Source organism: Kitasatospora purpeofusca (genome assembly GCF_036010405.1).
Lineage (GTDB): Bacteria > Actinomycetota > Actinomycetes > Streptomycetales > Streptomycetaceae > Kitasatospora > Kitasatospora purpeofusca.
In genome coordinates this window covers 5,129,040-5,141,094 of the sequence record NZ_CP108561.1, presented here as the reverse complement: position 1 = coordinate 5,141,094, position 12,055 = coordinate 5,129,040, and the positions used below count along the sequence as shown (strand labels likewise).

The window sequence follows — 12,055 nt, the reverse complement described above, 5'->3', positions numbered from 1 at the left end:
CGCAGGGGTCTCGAACCGGAAGGGCTGGGAGGCGGCGTGGGCGAGGACCTGAAGCACTGGGTTCGCGTACCGGTGGGGCCCGAGGCGGCCAGGTGGGCCACCCGCGGACGGTGCCGGCGGGTCCTGCTGGTCGTCCACAACGTGACGGCGGCGACGCGGCTGATCGATGTGCTTCCACTGTTCCGCGACGACCTGCGGCTCCAGGTGCTGGCGACCTGCACCGGTTCGTCGCCGTTCCGGTCGGGCGTGGCAGAGCTGCTGGCTTCGGTGGGCGTCCCGGTCCTGCCCTGGGAGCAGGCCCTCGCGACTCCCGTGGACCTGGCGATATCGGCCAGCTTCGGCGGCCAACTCGGCGACCTCAAAGGAACGTTGACGGTCCTCTCGCACGGTGTCGGATACAATAAGACGCTCACCGCACCGAACACCGAACACCGAACACCGAACACCGGACGCCGGACGCCGGACGCCGTGTTCGGGCTCGGGCCGGAGTGGATCCTCACCGCCGAGGGCACCCCGATCGCGGACGCCATGGTCTTCTCCCACCCCGAGCAGATCGACCGACTCGCCAAGTCCTGCCCCGAGGCCCTGCCGACCGCCGTACTGGCCGGCGACCCCTGCTTCGACCGCATCCTCGCCGCCCGGCACCACCGGGACCGCTACCGGCGGGCGTTGGGGGTGCACCCCGGACAGCGCCTCGTCCTGCTGAACTCCACCTGGAATCCGACCTCGCTCTTCGGTGACTCCGGCCCCGAGGACGTCCTCCCGCTCCTGCTGCCCCGGCTGACGTCCGAACTCCCCGCCGACGAGTACCGGGTGGCGGCCGTCCTCCACCCGAACATCTGGCACGGCCACGGCCCCGGTCAGGTCCGCCTCTGGCTGGACCGGGCCCGTCGGGCCGGGCTCGCCCTCGTCGACCCGCTCGAAGGCTGGCGCCAGGCCCTGATCGCCGCGGACGTGGTCCTGGGCGACTTCGGTTCGGTCAGCTACTACGCCGCCGCCTGCGGAACCCCCGTACTGCTGGGCGCCACCGACCCGGAGGCCCTCGGAACGGAGTCACCCGTCGCGGCGTTCGTCCGGTCCGCGCCCCGACTCGACCCGTACCGGGCGCTGCCGCCCCAGTTGGACCGGCTGCTGTCCGAACACCGCCCCGCCAACGGGCCGACCGAGCTGACCAGTTCGGCGCCGGGCGACTCCGCGGCCCTGCTGCGCGGCCTCTTCTACCGGCTGATCGGCATCACCGAGCCGGCCGCCCCGGCCGTGCTCGACCCGCTGCCGCTGCCGCCGTACGAGCCGCCGCTCCGCACCGCGCCCCTGCTCGTCCTCACCTCGACCGCCGCCGACGGGACCATCACCGTCCGGCGCTTCGCCGAACCCCGGTACGAACCCGACGACGCCCGGGGCGAGGCCGGGGCCGGGGGGCACCTCGCCGTGCACGAGGACACCCTCGATCCCGGCGTGCTGGCGTCGGCCGACATCATCCTCCGGTACGGCGAACCCGACGATCCCCGGTTCGGCTCGCCCGGCGAGTGGGCGGCCGAGGTGCTCGACCGGTACCGGTCCGCCTCCCTCGCCGCCTACATCACCGGTCCTCGCGAGTGCGAGGTGCTGCACCGCGGCGGACTGCGGTGCAGGCTGACCTCCGACAGCGCGGGCGACCCGGCCGTGCACGCCTCGGCGCTGCTCGCGCGGCTGCACACCGGCCCCGAGGTCACCGCACCGGTGCCCAGCACCCTGACGGTCGCGACCGGCACCCGTCTCGCGCGGGTCCGCCTCACGGTCGATCGGGAAGCTCATCGGGAAGGCACTGGGCGCGCAGCCCGGCCAGGTAGGTGAGGTGGACGGTGGCGTTCTCCTTGCTCAGCAGCGCCACGGCCTCGTCGACCAGTGGCAGCGCCCCGGTGCGGTCGGCCGCGTCGAGGCGCAGCTCGGCGAGGTCCGTCAGCACCCGGGCGGTGTTGTAGCGCTCGCCGCTCTCGCGGAAGAACTCCCTTGCGGTGGAGAGCCGTTGCTCCGCCTCCTCGAACCGGCCGAGCCCCCTCAGTGCCCGCCCCCGGTGCCGGTGCAGCAGCGCACGGGCCCGAGGCACATCGGCGGCGCCGTCGTCGGCCGGGCCGATCCGGCCCAGCAGCCCGTCCGCCTCCTCGAAGCACTCCAGGGCCTGCCGGAACCGCCACTGCCGCAGCCGCAGCAGCCCCAGCGACTCGACCGCCGTCGCCCGGCCGCGCGCGTGCCCGGCCAGGGCCTCGTCCTGCGCGGCCGCCAGCAGCTCGCGCTCCGCCTCCTCGTCCTGCCGCAACTCCATGAGGGCAAAGGCGAGTTGGATGCGCATCCGGCCGGCCGTCCGGGTCCCCGGGCAGTGCCGACCGGCCGTCCGGGCCCCGGCCCTCAGCGCGGGCAGCAGAACATCGTGGCAGCCGGCCTTCAACTGCGCGGCCCAGAGCGCCTCGACGGTCTGGCACACGGTGTCGAAGCGGCCGAACTCCTCGGCAGCGAGCACGGCTTCCACCAGATTGCCCGCCTCGGCAACCAGCGCGGCGACCGCCGCCCCCTCGTCCTCGTACGGCCCCGGACCCAGCTCGGCGTACAACGGGCCGAGGTGCCAACGTTCCTTCAGCGCCGCGTAGTCGGCGCGGACGGCGAACCGCAGGTACCAGTCCGCGGCGCGCGCCACGGCCGCAGCGCAACCCGCCAGGCCGTCCTCGCGGGCCGCCGCCTCCTCCGCGTGCGCACGCACCGCCGGACGGTACCGGTAGCGACCGTCCCCGGTGCTCTCCAGCAGCTGGAGCTCCGCCAGTTCGGCCAGCGCCCGCCCCGCGTCGTCCTCCGGGACCTCGGCCGTCGCCGCCACCACGGCCGCGCCCAGCGAGGACCACGGCCGCAGCGACCCGAGCCGGTAGATCCGCGCCGCCTCCACCCCGAGCCGCCGGTAGGCCTCCTCGGCGACCGCCCGCACCGGACCCTCCGGCGGGGGATCCGTCCGCTCGCCGCCGAACGACCCCGTCGCCAAGTACGGGGCCATGGCCCGCAGCGCGAACGGGGAGCCGGCACACCGCTCCAGCACCGAGGGAAGCGTGGCGCGGGCCGTCGCCATCGCGGACCGCCCCGCCAGTTCGGCCAGCAGCCGCTTGGCGTCCTTGTCGGACAGCGGGCCCACGGGGACGGTGACCGCGTCCAGCCCGGTGAGCGGACGACGCGCGACGACCAGGGTGAACACGCCGGGCGCCGCCGTGATCAGCGGATCGACCTGGGCCGCCGACTGCGCGTGGTCGAGCACGACCAGCAGCCGCCGACCGGACAGCAGGGAACGGAAGAGGTCGACCCGGTCCTCCACGGCGGGCGGAACGTACTCCGCCGGCACGCCCAGGCGCAGCAGGAAGTGCCGCAGGACCGTCGCGGCCGTCGGAGCGGTGCTCGCCGAACCGCCCCGGAGATCCGTGTACAAGGTCCCGTCCGGGAACCGCCCGGCCTCGCGGCCGCCCCAGTGGAAGGCGAGCGCACTGGTACCGATCCCCGCCGGACCGTGCAGGACGGCCACCTTCGGCAGACCGTCGGGCTTGCGGTCCGCCTCCCGGTCCAGCAGCGCCAACGGCCCCTTCCGGTCGGTGAAGAACCGCGCCGAAGCCGGCAGCGACCGCGGCACCCCGTGCGCCGCCGCCCCGCCGGCACCCCTCCCACTCATCACCGCGGCGAGCGCCCTCGCCTGCTCGGGACTGCGCAACGCCTCCGCCACGAGCAGCCCCGCCACCGACTCCCGCTCGGCCACCCCCACCGGCGCCGGCACCTCCCGCCCCACCACCCGGGCCACCAGCCCGCCCACCGTCTCCCAGGCCCGCTTCCCCGCCTCGTTGGCCATCCCCGCCCCGGCCGCACCCAGGAAAGCCGTCACCATCGACAACGACAGCGGATCCACCGCCCCACCCCCGGTCCTCCATGAGGCAGAGGTTCTCCAATGCCCCGACCTGTTGCACCCGCCCCCCACGGTAGCCTGCCGCACCACCCCACCGAGGGACGTCCGACCATCACTACAGCGGAGAGGTTCCGAACCTCCCCCACCGGCCCGCCGGCGTTGCCGCAGGACTCCGCCAACTCCCCGGCTCCACACCCCTCATGACCTCCCCGCGCCACTCCTCGGCCCCACTCCCGGAGGGCATCGCATATGTCGGCGATATGCCCTGCTGCCTAGGCTCCGGGTATGCGCGTGCTGATCGTGGAGGACGAGCCCTATCTGGCCGAAGCCGTCCGGGACGGTCTCCGCCTGGAATCGATCGCCGCCGACATCGCCGGCGACGGCAACTCCGCTCTGGAACTGCTCGGCGTCAACTCCTACGACCTCGCGGTCCTCGACCGCGACGTCCCCGGACCCTCCGGCGACGAGATCGCCCGACGAATCGTCGCCTCCGGCAGCGGCATGCCGATCCTCATGCTCACCGCCGCCGACCGGATCGACGACAAGGCGTCCGGGTTCGAGCTCGGCGCCGATGACTACCTCACCAAACCGTTCGAGCTCCGGGAACTCGTCATGCGACTGCGGGCGCTGGACCGCAGCCGCGCGCACACCCGACCGCCGGTCAGCGAGATCGCGGGCCTGCGACTGGACCCGTTCCGCCGACAGGTCTTCCGCGAGGGACACTACGTCGCGCTCACCCGGAAACAGTTCGCCGTGCTCGAAGTCCTCGTCGCCGCCGGAGGCGGCATCGTCAGCGCCGAAGAACTCCTGGAGCGGGCCTGGGACGCCAACGCCGACCCCTTCACCAACGCGGTCCGCATCACCGTCTCCGGCCTGCGCAAACGACTCGGCCTACCATGGCTCGTCGCCACGGTGGCCGGCGTCGGCTACCGAATCGACACCGGTGTGGACACCACCCGCCCCGGCGGCACTCGTGAATAGGCGCCCGGGGCTCAGCGCCCGCCTGAAACTCACCATCAGCTACGCCGGATTCCTCCTCGTCGCCGGCACTCTCCTGCTGGCCGTGGTGTGGGTGTTCCTGCTGCGCCACGTACCCGACAGCCCCCGGGGCCTTCTCGGCGTCGCGCCCAACCGCTACGTACTCGTGCGCACGTTCGCCCCCGCCGCGGCCACGGCGCTGGCCTTCCTACTGGCGTTCGGACTCCTGGGAGGATGGATCCTCGCCGGCCGGATGCTCACACCACTCGCACGGATCGCAGCCGCGGCACGGGCGGCCGCGAACGGATCACTGTCCCACCGGGTCCGCATGCCAGGCCCCCAGGACGAATTCCGCGAACTCGCCGACGTGTTCGACCTCATGCTCGAAAAGCTCGAATCCCACGTCGCCGAACAGCAGCGATTCGCCGCGAACGCCTCCCACGAACTGCGCACCCCGCTGGCGATCTCGAAGACACTCCTCGACCTCGCCCACCACGACCCCACGCGGGACCGGGGCGAACTCGTCGAACGACTCCGCACCGTCAACACGCGGGCGATCGACCTCACCGAGGCCCTGCTGCTGCTCAGCCGCGCCGACCGCAAGAGCTTTACCCGCGAGCCCGTCGACCTGTCCCTCATCGCCGAGGAGGCCGCCGAAGCGCTGCTGCCCCTCGCCGAAAAGCGCCGGATCGTGCTCGACGTCACCGGTGAGAAGGCACAGACCCTCGGCTCCGCGGCGCTCATCCTGCGGATGGTGACCAACCTCGTCCAGAACGCCGTCGTCCACAATCTCCCCTCCGGCGGCACCATAACCGTCCACACCGAACCGCAGCACGACGCGAGCATGCTGCGGGTCGAGAACACCGGTCCTCCGCTCCTTCCGGAACTGGTACCGACTTTCACCGAACCCTTTCGACGCGGAACAGAACGCTCCCGCACCGACGAACACGTCGGGGTCGGCCTCGGGCTGGCCATCGTGCACAGCATCGTCCGGGCACACGACGGGACCATCGACCCCGCACCCCGCCCCACTGGCGGTCTCCTGGTCACGATTCGACTTCCCGGCACGCCACATACCGGGGATTCGGCGTATCGCGGGCGTATCGAAAACCGGCCGAGCCGACCCGGCCCCGACCGACGACTACGACACCCCACCGGCCACCCGTCCTGGCGGAGCCTACGACCGCTACGTGGCGAAGCCGGCGGCCGAAGGGAGGTTCTCCGGCGTGGTGCTGTTGTCGCACCGGGGCCGGACGGTACTGTCCCGCGGCTACGGCATGGCCGACAGGGAGAAGGGGATCCGCAATCACGAAGGCACCGCGTTCAGCCTCGGCTCGGCGGGCAAGCCGTTCGGAGCGGTGGCCGTCCTGCAGCTGGCACAGCAGGGCGAGCTGAGCCTGTCGGACACGGTGGGCACCCACCTGAAGGGCTACGCCAGGGACATCGCCGAGCAGGTGACCATCCACCACCTGCTCTCCGGCACCTCCGGGCTGAACACCCCGGGCGAGGACGTGCAACGCATCTTCCGGAGCCGGGAGGAGGTGCACGAGTACTACGAGTGGTGGGTCCGGCAGTCCGAGCTGGTGGCTGCCCCCGGCACCCGCACCAGCCACTCCGGCGCCGATGTCGGCATCCCCGCCTTGATCGTGGAGGCCGTGAGCGGCGAGACGTACTGGGACTACGTGCGGGAGAACATCTTCGGGCGCTGCGGCATGACCGGCTCGGCGTTCTGCACCAGGCCGCAGTGGCTCACCGACGAGCACATCGCGCACCCGTACATGACTCTGGCCTACGGCAGCCAGGTGGACGCGGTCCGCAATCTCGACCAGGGCAGCCCGTACCCGGACGTGCTCGGCAAGAACCCGGGCCGCAGCTTCGTCGACACCCCCGGGGACGGCGGCTTCGCCACCGCGCCGGACCTGGTCCGGTTCGCACGCGCGCTGGGCGACGGCACGGTGCTGCACCGGCCCTGGGCCGAGTCGCTCACCGGCGCCAAGATCCCCCACAGCGCCTCGTCGTTCGGGGCCTACGACATGCCGACCCGTATCGTCAACGGCCAGTGGGTGTTCGGGCGCGGCGGTGGCAACCCCGGTGTCAGCGCCAACTGGAACATCTACCCCTACACCGGCTGGGTCGGCGTGATACTCGGCAACTGCGACGGCCAGCCGCTGCAGGAGATCATCGGGCGGGAGACGCAGGCCGTCACCGGAGCCTCGCCCGGCGACGGCGACGGCGGTGGCGGTGGCGGTGGCGGCTGAGACGGTCTGGACAACACAAAAGCCGCAGGTCATTGACCTGCGGCCTTACCTATGGAGCGGGCGACGAGAATCGAACTCGCGCTATAAGCTTGGGAAGCTCATGTTCTACCATTAAACTACGCCCGCCTGACGAGTCGTCAGAGACGCTCGATCTGTCCTCACTGTACCCCATCCGTGACGGTCGTTGCACGGGTGGCCGGAGGTCGTGGCGGAGCCGCGCGGGGTGGGGGCGGGGGCGTACTGTGTGGGCCGCGTGAGACTGCCCCGGCGGGTGGTGCGGGCGGCGAGCCTTGGTGTGGAATGTCCGGAACTTCCCCTAATGTGACGCTGGTCCCGGGGGCTCCGCCGTTCGGGGCGAACGAGTACGGGTGAGTACCGGGGTAAGGATGGGAAGGGGATCGATGGAGCAGCGCGCCGTCGTTCGTTGTGCCGAGGGGCACCTGTTCAGCACCACCACGTTCCCGATGCAGAATCTCGGCGCCGGCCGGCTGGGGCCGGGTCGGCTGATCCGGTGCCCGCAGTGCGGGCGGCTGAGGAGTTCGGTGCTGGCCGACGTACGGGAGCTGTCCGAGCCGCAACTGGCCCGGGCACTGCGGCTGGAGGCCGCGGAGTTCCTCGCCTGACGAGGGCGGTCGTGGGAGAGATGTGACAGCTGCGGCCCCGGGCGATTCGTCCGGGGCCGCGTCGTGCACGTAATCTCGAAGCGTGCTGCTCTCTGACAAGGACATCCGGGCCGAGATCGACAAGGGCCGCGTGGTGATCGACCCGTTCGACCCCGCGATGGTCCAGCCGTCGAGCATCGACGTACGACTTGACCGCTTCTTCAGGGTCTTCGAGAACCACCGCTACCCGCACATCGACCCCTCCGAGGAGCAGCCGGACCTGACCCGGCTGGTCGAGCCGGAGGGCGACGACGCTTTCATCCTGCACCCGGGCGAGTTCGTGCTGGCGTCGACCTACGAGGTCATCACGCTGCCCGACGACGTCGCCTCGCGGCTGGAGGGCAAGTCCAGCCTGGGCCGGCTCGGTCTGCTGACGCACTCCACGGCGGGCTTCATCGACCCCGGCTTCAGCGGGCACGTCACGCTGGAGCTGTCGAACGTCGCGACCCTGCCGATCAAGCTCTACCCGGGGATGAAGATCGGGCAGCTCTGCCTGTTCCGGCTCTCCTCGCCGTCGGAGCACCCGTACGGCTCGGAGCGGTACGGGTCGCGCTACCAGGGGCAGCGCGGCCCGACGCCGTCCCGTTCCTACCTGAACTTCCACCGCTCCGAGGTCTGAGCGGCGAAGCGGTAACAACGAACGGCGCGGGCGGCCACCCTGGACGGGGTGGCCGCCCGCCGCCGTGTCAGGCCCGCTTCGGGCGGGTGACGGCGACCAGCTCGCTGCCGTCCTCGGAGAGCCGCAGTTCGGTGCGGAGCTCGGCCAGCTCGCCCAGGTGGTGCAGGTGGGTGCCGCCGCAGAAGATCCGCGCCGCGCCCTCGGGCAGCTCGCAGTTCCACTCGCGGCGGGCGGTCAGCTCCGGGCCGGGGACGTCGATGCGCACTGCGGCGTCGGCGGCGACCCAGCCGGCCAGCCGGCGGTTGACGGCCTCGGTCAGCTCGGGGAGGGCGTCGGCGAGGGCCGGGAACTCCTCGGTGGCCTCGGCGGTGAAGCCCTTCTTGCGCAGCGACTTGCCGAGCCGGTAGGTGTCGGTGCTGGCCTCGATGTCCATCACCGAGCTCGCCATGGCGAGGCTGTCGAAGTCCGGGTGACCGAAGGCGTCGGTACGGCCCGGGTCCTTGCGCCAACGCGGTGCGAGCGCCTCGTTGAGGGCGAGGGCGAGCAGGTGGCAGCCGCTGTGGGAGGCGCTGAGCGCCCCGCGGCGGCCGGCGTCGACGGCGAGGGCGGCGGTCCGGCCGACGATGTCGCCCGGGTCGGCCGCGAGCACGTGCAGGACCAGCCAGGACCATTCCTCGTCGCCGCGCCGGACCGGGATGTCGGCGCCCACCAGCACCGGGCCGCCCTCCGGACCGCCGTCGGATCCACCGTCCGGGCCGACCGCGCCGGTGAGGCAGTCGACGACGGCCAGCTCGACGCCGTCCACGGTGAGCGTGCCGAGGTCGGCGGGCTGGTCGGGCCAGGTGTGGTCGAGCGGGTGGAACGGCGTCGCCCCGGTGACCACGGCGTACCGGCCGCCGTCCAGCGGGTGCACCGCGAGCACCGTCGACTCGCCGGTCACCGCCCCGGCCGGGAAGCTGACGTGCGTGGTGGGGAGGGTCATGCCTGGCTCCGTGCGGGTGAGGGTGTACTGGACAGGACGAACAGCGCGGCCCGAGCGGGACGGCCCGGACAACGGCAACGGGCCCCGCGAGGCGAGGCCCGTGTTCCATTGTCCCCGAGGTCCGCGGGCGCGCCCGGGAGGGGGACGGGGTCAGCCGAGGGTCGGCAGCTTGATCAGCACCAGCAGCGCCAGCAGCTGCAGCGCCGCCGCACCGGCCGCCTTGCCCCAGGGCAGGTCGTGCACCCGGCGGACCATGCTGGTCAGCAGGAACGCGCAGAGCAGCCAGGTCGCCCAGCCGACCACCTGGACCAGCAGGTTGTCGGCCGGCAGCACCAGCGCCAGCAGCAGCCGGGGCGCGTCCGTGACCCAGCCGATCAGCACGGCCAGGCCGACCGTGGACTGCCACGGGCCGTCGCCGCCGAACTGCCGGGCCAGCGCGTAGGTGACCGCGCCGAGCATGCCGCCGGCCAGGGTGAAGCCGATCGCCGCCGCCAGCAGCGCGGTGAGCGCCACGGTGAAGGTCGAATTGACCACGTCGTCGCGGGTCATGCCGAGGCCGAGCACGGCGAGGGCGCCGTACAGCAGGGAGACCGTGACGGCGGGCAGCCAGACCTGGTGGTCGCGGGTGCGGTCGAAGATCGCGGTGGGGGTGCGGAAGAGTCCGGTCAGCAGTTCGCGCCAGCTCGGCCTGGGCCCGGTGGCCTGCGGCGCGGACTGGCCGCCGGCCCGGTAGACGGCGACGTTGTCGTCGCCGTAGCCCTGGGCCTGGCCCTGCTGCCCGTAGCCGTCGGGGTACGGCGGCTGCTCCGGGGCGTAGGAGGACGGCTCGCCCGCGTACGGGTCGCCGCCGGCCGGGAAGGCCCGGGTGTGACCGGGCTGGTCGGCCGCGTAAGGGTCCCGCTGCGGCGCGCCGTAGGGCTGACCCGGTTGCCCCGGCTGCCCCGGGTAGGGCTGCTGCGCCGGGTAGGGCTGCTGCCCCGCGTACGGGTCCCGCTGCCCGCCGTACGGGTCCTGCTGCGAGGCGTAGGGGGAGCGGGGGCCGGGACCGTACGGGTCCGTCGGGCCCTGCTGCGGACCGGTGAAGTACTCCGGCCCGTCCGTCGGCCCGTGCCCCCCGGGCGTCGCCTGCTGCTGCGGGGGCGCCGACCACCCGCCACGGGGGTCGGCGCCCTGACCGCTGTCGTATCGATTGCCAGCCACGTTCCGAAGGTACCCGTCCGGCGGGCGCCCCGGTGGCCGGGCGCCGGACCGGTTCCGGTTTGCAGCGAGCCTGTTACTGCCGCGGGACCACGGCCCCTGGCACGGGCTCACGGCCCCTGCCGCAGGATCACGCCCACTGCCGTGGCGTCACAGCCGGGCGCTACTGCCCCACGGCCACCTTCGGCCCGTGCACGGAGGCCGCGGCGCTGGTACCGGCCGGGCATCCGCCCGGACCGGCCGAGGTGCGGACGGCGCCGACCGGCAGCAGGGTGCCGCAGGCGATCCGGATGCCGTTCGGCAGCTCGTTGTCGGACTCCACGATCGCGCCGTCACCGATCACCGCGCCGTCCAGCGCGGTGCGGTCGCCGACGGTCGCGAAGGCGCCCACGATCGAGTCCTTGACCAGGGTGTCGGCACCGATGACGGCACCGGGCAGGATCACGCTGCCCTCGACGATCGCGCCGGCCTCGACCACCGCGCCCTCGGCGACCACGGTGCCGCCGCTGAGCACCGCGCCGTGCCGGACGGTCGAGCCGGGCAGCAGCAGGGCGTCACCGGTCGGGCCGGGGACGGCGGGCGAGTCGACCTTGCCCAGCACGAGGTCGGCCGAGCCCCGGACGAAGGCGGCCGGGGTGCCGAGGTCGAGCCAGTACGAGGTGTCGACGACGCCGCGCAGCAGCGCGCCGGTGGCCAGCAGCTCGGGGAAGGTCTCGCGCTCGACGGAGACCTCGCGGCCGGTCGGGATGCGGTCGATGACGGAGCGGGTGAAGACGTAGCAGCCGGCGTTGATCTGGTCGGTGACGATCTGCTCCGGCGTCTCCGGCTTCTCCAGGAACTCCAGCACCCGGCCGTGCTCGTCGGTCGGGACGAGGCCGAAGGCGCGCGGGTCCTCGACCCGGGTGAGGTGCAGGGTGACGTCGGCCCCGGCGGCCACGTGGCCGTCGCGCAGGGCGGCGATGTCGACGCCGGAGAGGATGTCGCCGTTGAAGACCAGGACCGGCTCGTCGGGGCCGCAGGTGAGCCCGGTGGCCGCGTTGCGGATGGCGCCGCCGGTGCCGAGCGGCTCGCGCTCGGTCAGGTAGACCAGCTCGATGCCGTAGGGGGTGCCGTCCTGGAAGTGGTCCTCGAAGACCTCGGCCAGGTAGGAGGTGGCGAGCACCACGCGGGTGACCCCGGCCGCCGCCGCGCGCGCCAGCTGGTGCGCGATGAACGGAACGCCTGCCACCGGCAGCATGGGCTTGGGGGTGTGGGTGGTCAGCGGACGCAGGCGCGTGCCCTTACCACCGACCAGCATGATCGCCTCGGTCATGGTCTGCGCTGTTCCCCTTGTGCTCTGTGCGGCCCGGCCCGGCGGGCCGATACCTCCGTCGGTGTGGTGAACGCCGTTCCGGGGGCCGGAACGGATCGACCGGCTCACGGCCGGTCCGGCGCCTACTGTATTTCCTTCTG

General features: G+C 72.8%; 8 protein-coding genes, 1 tRNA gene and 2 pseudogenes. 6 read left to right on the top strand and 5 right to left on the bottom strand.

Going from position 1 to position 12,055, the window contains the following annotated elements:
• The first annotated feature begins 36 nt into the window (after window positions 1–36).
• Window positions 37–1,833, top strand: a complete 1,797-nt coding sequence (locus OG715_RS22795; RefSeq protein WP_266270700.1) for a hypothetical protein — start codon at window positions 37–39, stop codon at window positions 1,831–1,833.
• Here the strand turns inward: OG715_RS22795 and OG715_RS22790 are convergent.
• Window positions 1,772–3,910 (bottom strand): tetratricopeptide repeat protein, encoded by a 2,139-nt coding sequence (locus tag OG715_RS22790; protein ID WP_323182152.1) that lies wholly within the window; start codon window positions 3,908–3,910, stop codon window positions 1,772–1,774. The genes OG715_RS22795 and OG715_RS22790 overlap by 62 nt on opposite strands.
• A 282-nt stretch (window positions 3,911–4,192) precedes the next feature.
• Between OG715_RS22790 and OG715_RS22785 the strand changes: the two genes are divergently transcribed.
• The 3 genes and pseudogenes from OG715_RS22785 (at window position 4,193) to OG715_RS22775 (ending at window position 7,143) form a co-directional block, all read left to right on the top strand.
• Entirely contained in the window at window positions 4,193–4,888 is a 696-nt protein-coding gene (locus OG715_RS22785) for a response regulator transcription factor (RefSeq protein ID WP_266270699.1), read from the top strand.
• Window positions 4,881–5,990, top strand: a pseudogene (locus tag OG715_RS22780) (sensor histidine kinase); the annotation flags it as partial. The gene OG715_RS22785 and the pseudogene OG715_RS22780, both read left to right, overlap by 8 nt.
• Window positions 5,991–6,075: 85 nt before the next feature.
• On the top strand, window positions 6,076–7,143 hold the full coding sequence (locus tag OG715_RS22775) for a serine hydrolase domain-containing protein (RefSeq protein ID WP_266270698.1): 1,068 nt from the start codon (window positions 6,076–6,078) through the stop codon (window positions 7,141–7,143).
• Between the two features lie 52 nt (window positions 7,144–7,195).
• Here OG715_RS22775 and OG715_RS22770 read toward each other — a convergent pair.
• A tRNA-Gly gene (locus OG715_RS22770) sits at window positions 7,196–7,269 on the bottom strand.
• Between the two features lie 275 nt (window positions 7,270–7,544).
• On the opposite strand from OG715_RS22770, the gene OG715_RS22765 reads away from it, so the two are divergent.
• Window positions 7,545–7,766 carry a hypothetical protein gene (locus tag OG715_RS22765; protein WP_030392517.1) on the top strand — a complete coding sequence of 74 codons (222 nt, stop codon included), beginning with the start codon at window positions 7,545–7,547 and terminating at the stop codon, window positions 7,764–7,766.
• Between the two features lie 82 nt (window positions 7,767–7,848).
• Entirely contained in the window at window positions 7,849–8,424 is a 576-nt protein-coding gene (gene dcd, locus OG715_RS22760; protein ID WP_266270697.1) for a dCTP deaminase, read from the top strand.
• 67 nt (window positions 8,425–8,491) lie between these two features.
• Here dcd and OG715_RS22755 read toward each other — a convergent pair whose 3' ends face one another.
• From OG715_RS22755 to manB, 3 genes and pseudogenes are all read right to left on the bottom strand, one after another.
• Complete coding sequence (locus OG715_RS22755; RefSeq protein ID WP_266270696.1) at window positions 8,492–9,406, bottom strand: alanyl-tRNA editing protein; 915 nt, start codon at window positions 9,404–9,406, stop codon at window positions 8,492–8,494.
• Window positions 9,407–9,556: 150 nt separating this feature from the next.
• Window positions 9,557–10,606 (bottom strand): YIP1 family protein, encoded by a 1,050-nt coding sequence (locus tag OG715_RS22750; protein WP_266270694.1) that lies wholly within the window; start codon window positions 10,604–10,606, stop codon window positions 9,557–9,559.
• Between the two features lie 235 nt (window positions 10,607–10,841).
• Window positions 10,842–11,915 (bottom strand): annotated as a pseudogene (gene manB, locus OG715_RS22745) (mannose-1-phosphate guanylyltransferase); the annotation flags it as partial.
• Window positions 11,916–12,055 lie beyond the last annotated feature (140 nt).

Excerpts from the sequence above, each read along its gene's own strand:
- OG715_RS22785 (WP_266270699.1), top strand. The coding sequence starts at position 4,193 with ATGCGCGTGCTGATCGTGGAGGACGAGCCCTATCTGGCCGAAGCCGTC.
- OG715_RS22765 (WP_030392517.1), top strand. The coding sequence starts at position 7,545 with ATGGAGCAGCGCGCCGTCGTTCGTTGTGCCGAGGGGCACCTGTTCAGC.
- OG715_RS22755 (WP_266270696.1), bottom strand. The coding sequence starts at position 9,406 with ATGACCCTCCCCACCACGCACGTCAGCTTCCCGGCCGGGGCGGTGACC.